At 41.3% G+C, this 16,801-nt stretch carries 14 protein-coding genes; 10 read left to right on the forward strand and 4 right to left on the reverse strand.

Annotated elements, in window-relative coordinates; genetic code table 11:
• Positions 1–261 precede the first annotated feature (261 nt).
• The 3 genes from bshB1 to QYC40_RS07790 are packed head-to-tail and all read right to left on the reverse strand — an operon-like array spanning position 262 to position 2,171.
• Positions 262–981 (reverse strand): bacillithiol biosynthesis deacetylase BshB1, encoded by a 720-nt coding sequence (bshB1, locus tag QYC40_RS07780; RefSeq protein ID WP_301993379.1) that lies wholly within the window; start codon positions 979–981, stop codon positions 262–264.
• Positions 982–1,017: 36 nt separating this feature from the next.
• The gene (locus QYC40_RS07785) at positions 1,018–1,518 is read right to left on the reverse strand and encodes a glutathione peroxidase (protein ID WP_301993381.1); all 501 of its coding nucleotides are present in this window, start codon (positions 1,516–1,518) and stop codon (positions 1,018–1,020) included.
• Between the two features lie 11 nt (positions 1,519–1,529).
• Positions 1,530–2,171 carry a DUF4294 domain-containing protein gene (locus QYC40_RS07790; RefSeq protein WP_301993383.1) on the reverse strand — a complete coding sequence of 214 codons (642 nt, stop codon included), beginning with the start codon at positions 2,169–2,171 and terminating at the stop codon, positions 1,530–1,532.
• Positions 2,172–2,311: 140 nt separating this feature from the next.
• Here QYC40_RS07790 and QYC40_RS07795 point away from each other — a divergent pair, with 140 nt between their 5' ends.
• The 6 genes from QYC40_RS07795 (at position 2,312) to QYC40_RS07820 (ending at position 10,562) form a co-directional block, all read left to right on the forward strand.
• Positions 2,312–4,516 (forward strand): bifunctional (p)ppGpp synthetase/guanosine-3',5'-bis(diphosphate) 3'-pyrophosphohydrolase, encoded by a 2,205-nt coding sequence (locus QYC40_RS07795; protein WP_301993384.1) that lies wholly within the window; start codon positions 2,312–2,314, stop codon positions 4,514–4,516.
• 81 nt (positions 4,517–4,597) lie between these two features.
• Positions 4,598–5,092 carry a Fur family transcriptional regulator gene (locus QYC40_RS07800; protein WP_301993385.1) on the forward strand — a complete coding sequence of 165 codons (495 nt, stop codon included), beginning with the start codon at positions 4,598–4,600 and terminating at the stop codon, positions 5,090–5,092.
• A gap of 126 nt (positions 5,093–5,218) precedes the next feature.
• Positions 5,219–6,490 carry an adenylosuccinate synthase gene (locus tag QYC40_RS07805; RefSeq protein ID WP_301993386.1) on the forward strand — a complete coding sequence of 424 codons (1,272 nt, stop codon included), beginning with the start codon at positions 5,219–5,221 and terminating at the stop codon, positions 6,488–6,490.
• Positions 6,491–6,497: 7 nt separating this feature from the next.
• Positions 6,498–7,778 (forward strand): anthranilate synthase component I family protein, encoded by a 1,281-nt coding sequence (locus tag QYC40_RS07810; protein WP_301993388.1) that lies wholly within the window; start codon positions 6,498–6,500, stop codon positions 7,776–7,778.
• Between the two features lie 310 nt (positions 7,779–8,088).
• Positions 8,089–9,093 (forward strand): aspartate--ammonia ligase, encoded by a 1,005-nt coding sequence (gene asnA, locus QYC40_RS07815; protein ID WP_301993389.1) that lies wholly within the window; start codon positions 8,089–8,091, stop codon positions 9,091–9,093.
• A gap of 74 nt (positions 9,094–9,167) precedes the next feature.
• Positions 9,168–10,562, forward strand: a complete 1,395-nt coding sequence (locus QYC40_RS07820) for an exonuclease domain-containing protein (protein ID WP_301993390.1) — start codon at positions 9,168–9,170, stop codon at positions 10,560–10,562.
• Here the strand turns inward: QYC40_RS07820 and dinB are convergent.
• Positions 10,548–11,618, reverse strand: a complete 1,071-nt coding sequence (dinB, locus tag QYC40_RS07825) for a DNA polymerase IV (RefSeq protein WP_301993391.1) — start codon at positions 11,616–11,618, stop codon at positions 10,548–10,550. The two genes, QYC40_RS07820 and dinB, sit on opposite strands and share 15 nt — an antisense overlap.
• 174 nt (positions 11,619–11,792) lie before the next feature.
• On the opposite strand from dinB, the gene QYC40_RS07830 reads away from it, so the two are divergent.
• From QYC40_RS07830 to lpxB, 4 genes are all read left to right on the forward strand, one after another.
• Positions 11,793–12,668 carry a carbon-nitrogen hydrolase gene (locus QYC40_RS07830; protein WP_301993392.1) on the forward strand — a complete coding sequence of 292 codons (876 nt, stop codon included), beginning with the start codon at positions 11,793–11,795 and terminating at the stop codon, positions 12,666–12,668.
• Between the two features lie 64 nt (positions 12,669–12,732).
• Positions 12,733–13,806: an agmatine/peptidylarginine deiminase gene (locus tag QYC40_RS07835; RefSeq protein ID WP_301993394.1), complete on the forward strand. Its 1,074-nt coding sequence runs from the start codon at positions 12,733–12,735 to the stop codon at positions 13,804–13,806.
• A 14-nt stretch (positions 13,807–13,820) separates the two neighbouring features.
• A complete protein-coding gene (locus QYC40_RS07840; protein ID WP_301993395.1) occupies positions 13,821–15,038 on the forward strand; it encodes a porin in 1,218 nt (405 codons plus the stop codon).
• Positions 15,039–15,642: 604 nt separating this feature from the next.
• Complete coding sequence (gene lpxB / locus QYC40_RS07845; RefSeq protein WP_301993396.1) at positions 15,643–16,761, forward strand: lipid-A-disaccharide synthase; 1,119 nt, start codon at positions 15,643–15,645, stop codon at positions 16,759–16,761.
• Positions 16,762–16,801: the final 40 nt, after the last annotated feature.

Raw genomic sequence — 16,801 nt, forward strand, 5'->3', positions numbered from 1 at the left:
CCGTTTTTTTATGAAGTTTATCTGAACCAAGAAAGGAAGGATGAAAAGATTAGCAAGATCCTGACAATCCTAAAATCCTTCCTTTCCTGGTTCAAGACAAATTTCCATTACGGTTCAAGACAAATTCTCCTTACTGTCCAATCCAAAAAGTTCTAAACAACTTCCCTCTCTTCTTCATTCCGAATACCCTAACGGAATTCCTGACAGACAAAAAAAAGACGCCATACCGGCGTCTAAAATCTAATGTCTTATATCTAATGTCTAAATAAGATTAAACAAATCCTTCACTCCCAGCAGCCTTCTTGCTGTAAACCCTTCAGCATATTTCACTTGAATGGATCTACCTAGCTCTTGTGCTCTGGCACGCGTAGAAGACATGAAATCAGGATTAGAGATATAAGTTTGCGGTTCAGAATCGTCACTTCCAGCGTTAAATTGCGTGGTATAAGCTAATATTGAACGTTCTTTAATATCCCAGTAATCGGTAATATCGATTAAGATATCGGGAGTGATATATTTATCTTGGATCAACTGTAACTGTAGTCGCGGGCGAAATGCCTCCTGTACTCCCCCATCCATTATGGTCTCGATGCGACGTAGGCCTGCAAGAAAAATGGAGTCATTCACCAATTTACTGGCTCTACCATGATCAGGATGGCGATCATCCAACGCATTGGTAATCACGATATCAGGTTGGTACTTGCGAATTGCCTTGATAACCTCCAACTGATTGGATTCGTCATTTTGAAAGAAACCGTCGCGTAGTTTGAGATTCTCGCGAACAGCCACTCCTAATATTTTTGCAGCTTCTGCCGCTTCGGCGGCTCTGGTTACAGCAGTACCACGCGTTCCTAACTCACCCTGGGTGAGGTCAATAATTCCTACGGACTTACCTTCCGCTACATATTTGGCGATTACACCACCAGCACCCAATTCAGCATCATCAGGGTGCACCGTCATCACTAGTAAATCTAATTTCATGAATTTCAATTTGTACAAAAGTACAAAATAATAAGTCTATGCGGGATTTGTGAGCAATTCTTCTATCTTACTGTGGACCTTTTTTGACATAGGACTGGTAATTGAATAAAAATGATCAACAACCTCTCCCTGGCGATTTACAAGGTATTTATGAAAATTCCAGAATGGCGCAGTGCCTACTTTTCCGTTTGCAGATTCGTCAGATAAGTATTTGTATAGCGGGTCGGTAAATTCGCCTACAACATGGATTCTTTTAAACACAGGAAAAGATACTTGCTGATTAATCCGACAAAAAGTTTCTAAAGTTCTGCCTGTCAACGGCTCCTGATTTCTAAAATCGTTGGATGGAAATGCAAGTATCTCAAAGCCTAGATCACGATATTTTTTATATAGATTTTCCAATGATTTAAACTGCTTGGTGAAGAAGCATTTACTTGCAGTATTCACAATCAGTAACACTTTGCCTTCAAAGTCCTTCAATGATTTCTTCTGTCCATTAAATTCCAATGCATTAAAATCATAAACTGTAGCTTTCATAATTATCGGTTTTAAGGGTTAGGAATTGGGCGAACGCGTTCGTATTCACGAATGATGTTCTCTATCTCGAAATCCTCTTGAGGATCATAGGTACTCTTTAAATTATGTCCGAACAGCTTAGCAACCCCTTGGTATACAAAGGCTGACACTCCGCCTTTCATGTCTCGCACTAAATCGTAGCTGGTATTTCCTGTCTGTCGCTCAATCAGCTTGATCAGAATCTTACCCTGCGAGATTGAAAGATTTTTAACCTCGGAGGTAATCTTTTCTTTAATCTCTCGCTCACATTCTTTGATCAGTCGCTTTTCTTCTCGGCGGGAACTTGCCGTCGCCAAGTCGCGGTCCAGTTGATCATAGCGCTTTTGGGCATAAATTGCATAGGGCAATACACGAATAACATTTCTTTTAAGTCTCAAGTAGCGTTGTCTCTCCTCTTCGCTTTTCCAATGTCGTACTGCTGTAACAACCACCTCCTCGATTGGAAACCAAGGAACAACCTCACCATTATCTAAAGTCGTAGTGGCATAATGTTCAACCACCTCTGCTTTTCCCTCACCATACTGCGGCTTCGTCAATGTCTGTGCATGACTTAATGTTGCTGCAGAAACGAAGAAAATCCCCATCAAAACCCACTTAATAACACAGCTACGCATCTTTAATTAATTATTTCCTCCAGCTTAATATTAACTTTTTTTCGTATATTTATACAATACAAAAAACATTCTTTCTGTATTGTTTGCCCACTAAATTTAGCAAATAATATTTAATTATCATAGTCATTTACAGGAGATTTATGCAAGAATATGTGATTGATATAGAGGCTGAAAATAAGGAAATACGAAAAAGATACCGTGCATTATTAAGAGCTTGCAAACCTACATTACAAAAAGGCGATAAACAACAGATTCGTAAAGCATTCGACTTGGCATTGGAAAGCCATAAGGATATGCGTAGAAAATCTGGTGAACCATATATCTACCATCCAATCGCTGTCGCACAGATTGCCGCGGAGGAAATAGGATTGGGAACTACCTCTATCGTCTGTGCCCTGTTACATGACGTGGTAGAAGATACCAGCGTTACATTACAAGATATTGAAGAGCAATTCGGGAAAAAGGTAGTTCGTATCATCGATGGCCTGACGAAGATATCGGGAATATTCGATCCGAATAGTTCCATGCAAGCCGAGAATTTCCGTAAAATGCTACTGACGCTCGCCGATGATGTGCGTGTTATCCTCATTAAACTTGCCGACCGCTTGCACAACATGCGGACAATGGAGTTTATGGCCCGCCATAAACAACTTAAGATTGCTTCAGAAACAAGTTATTTATATGCTCCCCTCGCCCACCGCTTAGGTTTATATGCGATTAAATCGGAATTGGAAGATCTTTCCATGAAATATACCGATCCGGATACCTATAAATTTATTGCGAAGAAACTAAATGAGAAAAAGGCGGAGCGTGAGAAATTCATTGGAGATTTCATCGGTCCAATCAACGAAATATTAAAAGAAGAAGGTATTAACGCCTCAGTATTCGGGCGACCAAAATCTATACATTCCATTTGGAATAAGATGCGTAAGAAGTCTATTCCTTTTGAAGAGGTCTACGACTTATTTGCAATTCGAATCATCATCGACACAGAAGACGAGAAAGAGAAGACCGAATGTTGGAAAGTGTACTCGATAGTAACCGATCTATACCGTCCGAATCCCGATCGATTACGCGACTGGGTATCCTCGCCTAAAGCGAATGGATATGAGTCCTTACACACCACCGTAATGGGCCCTCGAGGACAATGGGTGGAGGTACAGATCCGAACCAGACGCATGAACGAGATCGCGGAGAAAGGTTTCGCGGCGCATTGGAAATACAAGGAATCCAACTCCGATAATGGATTGGATCAATGGATACAGAAAGTACGTGATATCTTAAGCAATCCAGAGTCCAATGCAATGGACTTTGTGGATGACTTCAAGATGAACCTCTTCTCCGACGAGATATTCATCTTTACTCCTAAAGGCACATTAGTGCAGCTGCCTAACGGCGCTACTGCATTAGACTTTGCTTTCGAAATACATACGGATATCGGTGCAACCTGTATTGGTGCGAAGGTTAATCATAAGCTCGTACCACTTAGTCAGGAACTGCAAAACGGGGATCAAGTTGAGATTATTACATCGAGCAAGCAAACTCCGAAGGAAGACTGGTTGAGTTTTGTCGTTACTGCGAAGGCTAAATCTAAGATTAAATCGTCTCTGAAAGAAGAGAAGCGTCGCGTTGCGGAAGACGGGAAAGAAATCTTAGAGCGCAAGTTGAAGTCTTTGAAGATTACCTACAACACAGAGAATATCAATAAAATTGCAAACTTCTTTAAGTTCCCTAGTTCGCAGGAACTTTTCTTCAATGTCGCAAAAGGAGCCATCGATATTAAGAACTTGAGAGAGTTTGTGGCAGCGGAAAGATCGGAAGATGCGAACCAGAATCAGTTCCAAGCTCATATCAACGGTCTTGTAGAAAAGATCAACAAGAAAGACGATACGATATTAATCGGCGATGACTATCAAAAAGTAGACTACACACTAGCTCCCTGCTGTAACCCTATTCCGGGCGATGATATCTTCGGGTTCTTAACGGTTAACGATGGTATTAAAATACATAGAACGAGCTGTCCTAACGCATCTAAACTGATGGCGAATTACGGCTATCGCATCTTGAAAGCTAAGTGGGCTTCTTTACACAATAATGTTTCATTCTTAACAGGACTACGAATTATTGGTATTGATGACGTGGGCTTGGTGAATAAGATTACCACAGTAATCTCTCAGGATTTCAATGTAAATATCCGCTCGTTATCCATCTCCAGCAACGAAGGAATATTTGAAGGCGATATTATGGTATTTGTTAATGACGTTGGTCAATTGGACAGCCTGATTAAGCATTTAAAGCAAATCCCTGGCATCACCGGCGTGACGCGCTATGAGTCGGAGAACTAAAGACTTACAGCACTTTGACAATAGCACTAGATAATAACATAACATTTTGGTAATTTTGAATCTTAAAACTTGGCGAATACTATGAAGCAGGGCGAAAACTACGAAACTGTTAAAAAGATTTTCGAAGCATACCTAGAAAACAAAAATCTTAGAAAAACTCCAGAGCGCTACGCGATTTTAGAGGAGATATATTCACGTTCTGATCACTTCGATGTGGAGTCTTTATATATACATATGAAGAACAAGAAGTATCGCGTTAGCCGTGCAACGGTTTATAACACGTTAGAACTTCTAGTATCCTGCGATTTAGTTACCAAACATCAGTTTGGCCGCAATATGGCGCAATTCGAGAAATCTTATGGATATAAACAACACGACCACGTCATTTGCATTGAGTGCAATAAGGTGGTCGAGTTCTGCGACCCGCGTGTTTACCAAATCCAAACAATGATCGGCGATTTACTGAATTTCGAGATCAAACACCACTCTTTAAATCTATACGGAATTTGCGCAGATTGCCGTAAATCTAAGTCCGTGAAAGAACCTGTAAAAGAAGAAGCAGTAATTTCAAATTAATTTAACATTCGAAAAATTAATATATACCTTTGTTCGGAAAAAGGCTAGTAGATTCCCTTTTTCCGAACATTTATTTTTTCAGGAAAAACAAACAATAATTTTAACATATAAATTTCAATAAATACTATGCAAGTTGATGTGCTTTTGGGTTTGCAGTGGGGTGATGAAGGAAAAGGAAAAATCGTAGATGTATTTTGTCCAAAATACGATTTGATCGCTCGCTTTCAAGGCGGTCCAAACGCTGGACATACTTTAGAATTCAACAACAAGAAATTCGTCCTAAACACCATTCCATCTGGAATCTTCAACGAAGATACTTTAAACCTAATCGGTAATGGCGTTGTAATCGACCCTATTATCCTAAAAAGAGAACTAGACAACCTTAAAGCTGCTGGCTTCGATCCAGTGGGAAAAGGCAAGTTGGTATTAGCTCGTAAAGCACACCTTATTTTACCTACTCACCAATTGTTAGATGCGGCTTCGGAAAGCACAATGGGTGCCGGTAAAATTGGCTCTACTTTAAAAGGTATTGGTCCAACTTACATGGACAAAACTGGCCGTAACGGTCTTCGCGTCGGAGATACTACCCTTTCTGACTTCAAAGAACGCTATGAAAAGTTGAAACAAAAGCACCTTTCGATGTTAGCTCACTATGGTGAAATCCCTGATTTCTCAGAAAAAGAGCAAGCATTCTTAGATGCTATCGAATTCTTAAAAACTATCCCTCATGTAGATTCTGAACACTTGGTGAATCAGTACTTGAAAGAGGGTAAGCGCGTATTAGCTGAAGGCGCTCAAGGCACTTTATTAGATGTTGACTTCGGATCTTATCCTTTCGTGACATCTTCGAACACAACGACTGCTGGTGCTTGTACAGGTCTGGGTATTGCTCCGAACAAAATTGGTGAAGTATTCGGTATCTTCAAAGCTTACGCAACACGTGTTGGTGGAGGTCCTTTCCCTACAGAATTGGAAAACGAAACTGGCGAGAAACTACGTCAATTAGGTCATGAATTCGGTGCTACAACAGGTCGTGCGCGTCGTACGGGATGGATCGATCTTCCAGCATTGAAATATGCTATTATGATCAATGGTGTTACCGAGTTGATTATGATGAAAGCAGACGTGTTAGACACCTTCGAGAAAATCTACGTTTGTACGCATTATAACTACCAAGGCGAACAGATCGACTATATGCCATACGAGATCATCACGAACAAACCAGAGCCTGTATTGAAGGAGATGGAAGGTTGGAATCAAGATCTAACAGGAATACGCTCGAAAGACGAAATCCCTGCAGCATTACAAAACTACATTAATTACTTAGAGCAAGAACTTAACGTTCCTATCAAGTATTTATCTGTAGGTCCTGATCGTACGCAAACTATCGTATTATAAGACAGATATGGCCGAAGCCATTTTTGAAGTGCATAGTGAATTGTTTTTGTCTAAGGCCTTACAGTGGTCTAAAGGCTTCGAACATGTATGCTTATTTCAATCCAATGGTTTTAGCAATCAATATTCGCAAGTAGACTGCTTGATGGCTATCGATGCTGCCGAGGTCTTCACCTCCAAAGCTGGGCTACCAACTTTCGAACGCTTAGAACAATTTAAATCCCGGTTTCCTGATCAATGGATTCCGGGATTTCTTAGTTATGATCTGAAGAATGAATTAGAGGATCTACAGACGCAATTCCCAAATCGCGCGGGATTTCCTGACGCTTACTTCTTTGTCCCCAAGATCATCTTACAATTCAAATCCAACAGCCTGCATATTCAAGCTGACGATCCTGCAGCTGTATATCAAGCGATTTTGAACACAGAGTATCTAAATCCTGTCTTTCAGTTTTCGGGAGATATTAAGTCTCGCATGACTCGAGAGGATTATTTCCATGCCTTCGACCAAATTAAAGGCCATATACAGCGCGGAGATATCTACGAGGCTAATCTTTGTCAGGAATTCTACGACGATGAGGCGAAAATTGAAAACCCAGAGGCTTTATTTAATAAGTTAAATGAAATCTCCCCTACACCTTTCGCCTGCTTTTTTAAAGTTAAGCAATCCTATATTCTCAGTGCTTCTCCGGAACGCTTCCTGGCGAAGCGTGGAAACACCTTAATTTCTCAACCGATAAAGGGAACATCTGCTCGTGGAAAGGACGAAGCAGAGGATGAAATACTAAAGAAAAATCTCGCGAACAATCCTAAAGAAATTGCTGAAAACGTAATGATCGTCGATCTGGTTAGAAACGACCTCACCAGAAGCGCAGTGCCCGGAACGGTAAAAGTTACTGAGAAACTGGGGCTTTATACGTTCAAGCATGTGCATCAATTAATCTCGACTATTTCTTGCGAAAAGAACCCCAAGTTGAGCGATTGCGAAGTTATAGAAAACACCTTCCCTGCAGGTTCGATGACCGGAGCGCCCAAGATATCGGCGATGCAGCTATGCGACCAATATGAAAACTCCAGACGTGGCGTTTATTCGGGTGCTATCGGATATTTCTCACCGGATGGAAACTTCGACTTTAATGTGGTCATCCGAACGTTAATCTACAATGCAGAAACAAATTACCTCTCCTTCCACACGGGAGGTGCCATCACCATTGATGCAGAGGCAGAATCGGAATATGCAGAATGTCTTACGAAAGGAGCTGCAATCCGTAGCGCGCTAAATAGCCGATAGGCAAATTATCCTAACCTCACGGCATCCTACCTCTAAACAACTGAGAACCATTTGCATAGTTTTCGAAAGCCTCCTACTTTATTTAACGCCAAGGCAAATACGGCTTAAAAAAAAGCGGATTTCAATATTTTATTTTTAACCAATCAACCGTTTGCATTGCAATACATACTACAAAAACTACTTTTAACTATTTATTTTTATAATAAATAACCTAAATCATTAACAATTTTGTATTTTTGAAGACAATTATGATAAAGTGATTTTTGCTATTAGAATCACGATCACTATGTTTATTTTGTTTTAAAAATTAATGGGACGTCATATCTTAAAAAGAGAACAAGCAATTACGTTTGTTAAAGAAACGTTTGCGACAAAACTCAAGCAAGCCTTAAACTTAATTCCTGTATCTTCACCAATCGTTGTATTGGATGGAACGGGTATTAACGATGATTTAAACGGAATTGAACGACCTGTTTCATTCCCTATCAAATCCTTACAGGACCAACGCGCAGTGGTGGTTCATTCCCTGGCAAAGTGGAAAAGAATACGCTTAAAAGAATTAGAATTAGAACCTGAAGAAGGCATTTTAACGGATATGCGTGCATTGCGCCCTGATGAGGATTATTCCCCGATCCACTCCATCTATGTCGATCAATGGGATTGGGAGAAATGCATATGCTCAGGAAATAGAAACTTAGCTTATCTGAAAGAAACGGTAGAGAAAATCTATCAAGTCATTTATGATACAGAACAAGCGGTAAACGTTCAATACCCACATATTGAGCCTGTTCTACCCGAAACTATTCACTTTATTTCAGCAGAAGAGCTGCTTCAAAAGTATCCAAATAGCACAGGCAAAGAACGAGAGAATGCCATTGCGAAGGAGTACGGAGCAGTATTCATTTATGGAATCGGCGGTTCTTTGACCAATGGAGAACCACATGATGGCCGTGCGGCTGATTATGATGATTGGAGCACCGGTAATGAACAGGGTTATCATGGGTTAAATGGTGATATTTTAGTCTGGAACCCTATTTTAAACACGGCATTTGAGCTATCCTCTATGGGAATCCGTGTGGACAAGAAAGCTCTATTAACACAGTTAGAAATCCGCAACAGCCTGGATCGCCAAAAACTAACTTTCCACCAAATGCTGTTAAATGATTTACTCCCAGAATCCATTGGTGGAGGCATCGGACAATCTCGCATCTGTATGTTCATGTTGAAGCTTGAACATATCGGACAGGTGCAAGTGAGTATCTGGGATCAACTAAAAAAGAACGAACTCTTAGAAAAAGGCGTGGAGCTTCTTTAAAATATTTAATCAAAACGCAGAAAATAATACTAATATTCTTAGTAAATAAGAATATTAGTATTATTTTTGTTTAAATGAAGAAGCCACGCTACGCTATTGTCGATATTGAAACGACCGGAGGATATGCCTCTGCGAGTAAAATAACAGAGATTGCCATTTATATCTTCGATGGCAAGAAGGTAGTAGACGAGTACACAAGCTTGGTCAATCCCCAGCAACCTATCCCCTTTCATATTCAGGCATTGACGGGCATCTCGGATGAGATGGTCGAAAGTGCTCCAATCTTTGAGGATATCGCCGAAGATATCTACCATCTATTGGGAAGCTGCATATTCGTAGCACATAATGTGCATTTCGATTATTCTTTTGTTCAAACTGAATTGAAGGCTGCCGGTTATGAGTGGAAAGCACAGCGACTATGTACCGTTCGATTATCTCGTAAAATCTTCAAAGGACTACCAAGCTATAGCCTGGGAAAACTATGTCAAAGTCTGGGCATCATCATTGAAGACAGGCACCGAGCGGCCGGTGATGCGAAAGCAACAGTTACTTTATTTCAAAAACTTTACGAAGCTGACAGCGAACATTTTATTAAGCTGATAGAACAAACAAACGCCAAAGAACAGCGCCTACCTACCAATATTCCTGTAGAGGTATTCAACCGTCTTCCGAATAGCACGGGCATCTACCTTTTCAAAAACAACAAGGGAAAAATAATCTATGTTGGCAAGGCCGTAAATATCAAAAAACGTGTCATCAGTCATTTTACGGGGAACAACAGTGGACAGCGTAGACAGCATTTCATCAATGAGATCAGCGACATTGATTTCCAAGAGTCAGGAACCGAACTGATGGCCTTTTTGATGGAATGCCATATGATCAAAAAGATATGGCCCATCTACAACCGAGCATTGAAAAAATACGACCCTAAATACGGTTTGATCAGCTATGAAGACCAAAACGGATACCTTAGGCTTTCCGTTTGCCAAATTAGAAAGCATATCACCCCTCTATTTGCATTCAACACCGTGCATGAGTCGACGCAGTTCCTGCTACAATTGATTAATACCTATTCGCTGGAATTTAGACTGTGCTCATTCTTCAATAGTGAAAAATCAAATACAGAGCGTTCTGAGGCGCTCTTAAAGAAAGAGCTCCCGTTGGTCACCGCATACAACGATAAGGTCTTAGAGGCGATAGAAAGCATACAGAACAGTAAGCGGAGCTTTGTCATTATCGATCGTGGTAGGCATGCCGACGAGAAGAGTTACATATATTATAAAGAAAACAGAGTTTTTGCTTTAGGATTTGTTGCGAACGACTTGGAATTTCATACAATCGATGATGTGGTAGAAAATGACAGCCTTGTACATAGCAATTTCTACATGAACAATCTCGCGATGAACTTTGCCAGACTGAACCCTTCTCGCGTACAGTATTTGGTTGGAGAGCCTTTAGAAGAGGCTTAACTGCACATATTCCGGCGTATCGTGCTGCTCACCCTGGAAATTAGAAACTGTAACACCCAACAGCCGAACCCGCTTATCCTGCATATCCACCTTCTCGAGCAGTTCGTAGGCGTAATCCTGTATTTCATGCAGTTTGGAAAGAGAAATCAATCCCGTTTTGCTCCTCGTTATCTGTGAAAAATCAGCATACTTAATCTTCAAGGTGACTGTTTTCCCAAACTTCTCCCCGCGTTCCAACCTCGCAAATACGCGCTCCGCTAATCGGGCAATCTCTACTTTCATTAATTCCGGATCCGTGAGGTCCGATTCAAAAGTATCCTCCGAACCCACAGATTTCGAAATTCGATTGGGACGCACGGGGCGTTCATCCATCCCGCGCACCATCTGGTAAAAAAACTTCCCAGACTTACCAAAGTGCTGCTGTATCTCGATCTCACTAAATCGCTTCAAATCAGCACCTATATGCACACCCATTTGGTTCATTTTCTTGGCTGTCACCTTTCCGACTCCGAAAAACTTATGAATAGGCAAAGCCTCCAAAAACTTCGTTACTTTAGAAGGTCCGATGAAGGTCAGCCCATCCGGCTTCTGAAAATCCGACGCAATCTTAGCAACAAATTTATTCACCGAAACCCCTGCCGATGCCGTCAGTTGTAATTCGTCATGTATTGCCTGCTTTATCTGTCGTGCAATTTCAATAGCCGAACCTATATTCAGCTTATCTTCTGTTACATCCAAATACGCTTCGTCTAATGATAGCGGCTCGATCAAGTCGGTATACCGATGAAATATGGAACGGATATGATTCGATACCTCCTTGTACACATCAAACCTAGGGCGGGTAAAGAGTAGATGAGGACAAAGTTGCAGCGCCATGCGCGAGGACATGGCAGACTTCACCCCAAATTTGCGCGCTTCATAACTAGCCGTTGCGACCACTCCCCGTCCACTTGGCGAGCCACCAACAGCCAATGCCTTACCACGAAACTCCGGGAAATCTCGCTGTTCGACAGAAGCATAAAATGCATCCATATCAATATGAATTATTTTGCGCATACACAAAGGTAACAAAACAGGGAACTTTGCATCTCAACGAGCCGTACAACATCTTCTACAACAGACAAAAAATTACATAATAACTACGCATTTTCAGCCCATATTGTGTACCTCCATCAGTTAACCTCATTATTTTATCCTATCTTTGCGCAAACCTTATAAGTAATTGTAAAAATGAGTAAAGTAAAAGTTGGTTTAGTTCAAATGTCCTGTGTAAAGGATAAACAAGAGAATTTGAATAAAGCGGTCGAGAAAGTTCGCGAAGCTGCAGCAAAAGGCGCCCAAATCGTTTGTTTGCAAGAGCTTTTTACCTCCTTATATTTTTGTGATGTAGAGGATTACGACAATTTTGATCTGGCTGAAGCTATTCCAGGGCCATCGACGGATGCCTTATCCACAGTAGCGAAAGAACTTGGGGTGGTTATCATTGCTTCGTTATTTGAAAAGCGTGCGCAAGGTCTTTATCATAATACAACTGCTATTTTAGATGCAGATGGCTCCTACTTAGGGAAATACCGTAAGATGCACATCCCTGATGATCCAGCATTCTACGAAAAATTCTACTTTACACCTGGTGATTTAGGTTACAAAGTATTTAACACGAAATTTGGTAAAATCGGCGTATTGATCTGTTGGGATCAATGGTACCCTGAAGCATCTCGTATTACCGCTTTAATGGGTGCTGAGATCATGTTCTACCCAACGGCTATCGGCTGGGCGACAGATCAGGACGAAGAAACAAACAAAGACCAATATAATGCTTGGCAGACGATCCAACGATCGCATGCAGTTGCCAACGGCGTTCCAGTTGTTTCGGTAAACCGTGTTGGCTTTGAGCAAGACGGCGCAATGAAATTCTGGGGAGGCAGCTTCGTAGCCAATGCACAAGGAAAGCTTTTGTATCTGGCATCCCATGATCAGGAAGAAGTGGAAGTTGTTGAAATCGACTTGAATCAATCCGATTATTTCCGCAAGCACTGGCCTTTCCTTCGCGACAGAAGGATTGAAACATATGCTCCTATCACTAAGCGATTTATAGACGAGGACTAAAGAATAAATTAAGAAATACCGACTATGCTCATCCAAGAGCATAGTTTTTTTACGTCATGTTAATATGAGTTCAGAAAACACATCCCGACTATATAAAAAGGAAGATACGCCTAAGGCTCAAGGTTTTACTTTTCCTGCCGAATGGGCAGCTCAAGAAGCACTCTGGTTAAGTTGGCCACACAAGGAAGAATCATGGCCGGGTAAGCTAGAAACAGTCTATGCACCTTACTCCCAATTTATCAAGCTGGTTGCAGCAGACCAAAAAGTACGCATCAATGTAGCGGATGAAGCGATGAAAGCCTTCGCACTATCACATATCGAAGCAGCAGGTGCAAATCTTGAGAACATTAGCTTTCATCTAAATCCTACAAACGATGCTTGGTGCCGCGATCATGGCCCTGCATTCCTGATTAATAAAGAAACGGGCGAGAAAGCCGTGGTCGATTGGGGTTACAATGCTTGGGGCGGCAAATATCCTCCCTATGATTTAGACGATGTTGTACCTACAAGAATAGCGCAGGAATTTGGACTAAAGTTGTTTACTCCGCCCATCGTTATGGAAGGCGGATCGGTAGAATTCAATGGCGCAGGTACTATCTTAACGACTACAGCCTGTCTATTGAACGAAAACCGCAATCCACATCTTAACAAAGAACAAATTGAAGGATATTTGATGGATTATTATGGTCAAGATCAGGTATTATGGTTAGGCGATGGAATTATCGGTGATGATACTGACGGCCATATTGATGATATCACCCGTTTTGTAAACGAGGATACCGTATTGACCGTTGTAGAAGAAGATCCCAATGATGAGAACTACCCTATTCTTCAAGAAAACTTGGAGAAATTAAAGGAAATGCGCCTTTTAGATGGTCGCCCTTTAAATATCGTCGAGTTGCCAATGCCAAGACCTGTTGTTTATGAAGACCAGCAATTGCCGGCTTCATACGCCAATTTCTACATTGCAAACAAAGTTGTTGTTGTTCCAATTTTCAACGATAAAAACGACCAAAAAGCACTAGACATTATACAGTCAGTATTCCCTGACCGCAAGGTTATCGGCATCGACTCTGTCGATATTATTTGGGGACTTGGAAGCTTCCACTGCCTAAGTCAGCAAGAACCAAAAATTTAATTATATACTTTACAATGAAGTGGATTACTAATTTTACCTTAAGCTTTGTTGTAGCTATTATCGCTATGACCGAGGTTTACGGACAGAGCCACCATCCGCAAGAGCGTGATGACCGTGCTACTATCCTAAACTTCAAAGGAATCCAATACAAATCCAAAGATTCCCTTTTCTATACGAACTTCCGTTTTCGTATGCAAAACCGACTGGGATTCTCTAACGTTATTGACGGAGAAGATAACGGTAAATTCGATGCACGTATTCGTCGTTTAAGAATGCGTATGGACGGTTATATCTATACACCAAAGATTTCCTACACCGTACAATTGGCATTTACACGTAGTGACCAGGATTTCGACGATACAGGTATCCCCAATATCGTTCGTGATGCTGTGATGTTCTATAACTTTTCCGACGACTTTTATATCTCTTTCGGACAGAACAAGCTTCCAGGTAACCGCCAGCGTGTGAACTCATCAGGGTCCCTGCAATTCGCAGACCGCTCGTTGGTAAACAGTAATTTCACATTAGACCGTGACTTTGGAGTTTCCTTAAACCTGAGCAAAAAGATTGGCGATATGCCTTTCAACGCTAAAGCGGCCATCTCAACAGGTGAAGGTCGTCCGGCCAGCGCAACAGATAAAGGCTTAGCCTATACCGGTAGAATCGAGTTCTTACCTTTAGGGAAATTTACGAACGACAATGACTACTCCGAGGGTGATTTAGAGCGCGAGGAAACACCAAAATTATCTATTGGTGGCGGTTATAGCTATAATGACAAGACCATTCGCGAAGGCGGACAGTTAGGTCGTTATGTTCAGAATCCGTTTACCTTAAAAACATCCTTTGCCGACGCCATCTTCAAGTATATGGGCTTCGCATACGAAGCTGAATACATGCGCAGAGATGTAGACAATCCGCTTAACCTTACTGACGAAGAAGATCCGGAACAAACCTACGCTTATAAAGGCTGGGGTGTGAACCAACAAGCTTCATATCTTTTGAACAAAGGTTATGAGATTGCTGGTCGCTATACTTATGTGATGCCACACGGCGATATCGCACTATACGAAGACCAAACTGAGATTATCGAACTCGGTCTTACAAAATACATGAAAGCACACCGCTTGAAATTCCAGCTAAATGCTAACTATACCTTTAAGGATGGTTACTTAAATAATGCCAATAATAAAGCTGCTTGGGGCGGAATGTTCCAGGTGGAGCTTGGAATTTAGTAGTAGTTAGTAGTTAGTAGTTAGTAGTTAGACCTAGGGCTGGAATTAGATTTCAGAGTTTAGATATAAGACATTAGATGTAAAGGCGCCGATTAGGCGCCTTTTTTTGTCAGGATATTTTGTTTGAACTTTTGAAAGTTTGTCTGAACCAGGAAAGGAAGGATTCAAAATAGTATTTAGTAGTTAGTAGTTAGTAGTTAGACCTATGACGCCCGATCCTGTTCATCCTTGCATCCTTCCATTCCTGGTTCAAAGACAATTTCACCTTTCTTGTTATAACCAAAAGTTCAGACAAAGCACCCTTAAACTCATCTTTTCATCCCTCAAAAGACTCCATACGCTTATATCTAAATCTAATGTCTAATCTCTTTACCCGCCCTAGGTCTGAATACTAACTACTAACTACTAAATACTACCCCATTATAACCCCAATCAAACCCAATTGGAATTGGGTTTGATTGGGGTTATAATGGGGTTACAAAGGGCTTTACAAGGGTTCTAAGCAGAGCGAGACTCCTAGAAAGGTTGAAAAATATTTATGCAAAAACAGCGAAATTGCATCATCCTATAAAGAATCCGTATATTTAAGGGGTTAATATAAAACATGAAATATTACATTATTGCAGGAGAGACTTCGGGGGACCTTCATGGTGCGAACTTGATTAAAGCGCTGAAAAAGGAGGATCCGGAAGCAAGTTTTAATATTGTTGGTGGCGACCAGATGGCGGCAGCGGCTGGCGAGCAGGTTCTTATCCATACTTCGGAGATGGCGTTCATGGGCTTCATTGAGGTGTTGAAGAATTTGAGCAGCATCGCTAAAAACCTCAAAAAGGTGAAAGAGGATATCCTTAAGCAGCAACCTGATACCCTCATTTTGATAGACTTTCCAGGTTTTAACCTTAAGGTCGCTGCTTTTGCGAAAAAGCTCGGCATTAAGGTGTGCTACTATATCTCTCCGAAAATATGGGCATGGAATCAAAAACGTGTGTATAAGATTAAGAGATTGGTAGACCACATGTTTTGTATCCTTCCTTTCGAGGTGAAGTTCTACAAGCAGTTTCATTATCAGGTTGATTACGTTGGAAATCCCCTGTTAGATGCTATTGCAGCATACAAATTCAATCCGAACTTCCGGCTGGACAATGGTTTGAGCCAGAAGCCGATTATTGCCTTGCTTCCTGGCAGTCGCAAAATGGAGATCGAGAACTTACTCCCTATTATGGTCGATTTAAACCGTATGTTTCCGGCGCATCAGTTGGTTATCGCAGGGGCACCCAATTTCGATTTAGCGTATTATAAAAACTATATCGGGGACGAGGATATACCCGTGGTATTCGATCAAACCTATGATTTGTTGAAGAATGCAGAAGCGGCCGTTGTGGCCTCAGGCACTGCCACTTTGGAAACTGCGTTATTGCGCATTCCGCAGGTCGTTGTGTACAAAGCAAATCCTATCACCGTCATGATTGCACGCAAACTGATCAAAGTACGTTTTATCTCACTCGTTAATTTGATAAACGATTACCTATCGGTTCGCGAGCTTATCCAGAACGATTGCGACACGATGACTATCTCTGAGGAATTGAAAGAGTTAACCTTAAATCCAGCACATCGGGCAAGTGTTTTAGAGAATTACGACAACTTGATCGAAAAGATGGGAACGCCGGGTGCGTCTGAGAAGACTGCTGCCTTGATCGTAAAATATATGAAAGGTCTGGAATAAACTTTTTAACTTTAATACGGTCTAACAGACAGGAGGTTAA

This window comes from Sphingobacterium sp. BN32 (assembly GCF_030503615.1).
Classification (GTDB): domain Bacteria; phylum Bacteroidota; class Bacteroidia; order Sphingobacteriales; family Sphingobacteriaceae; genus Sphingobacterium.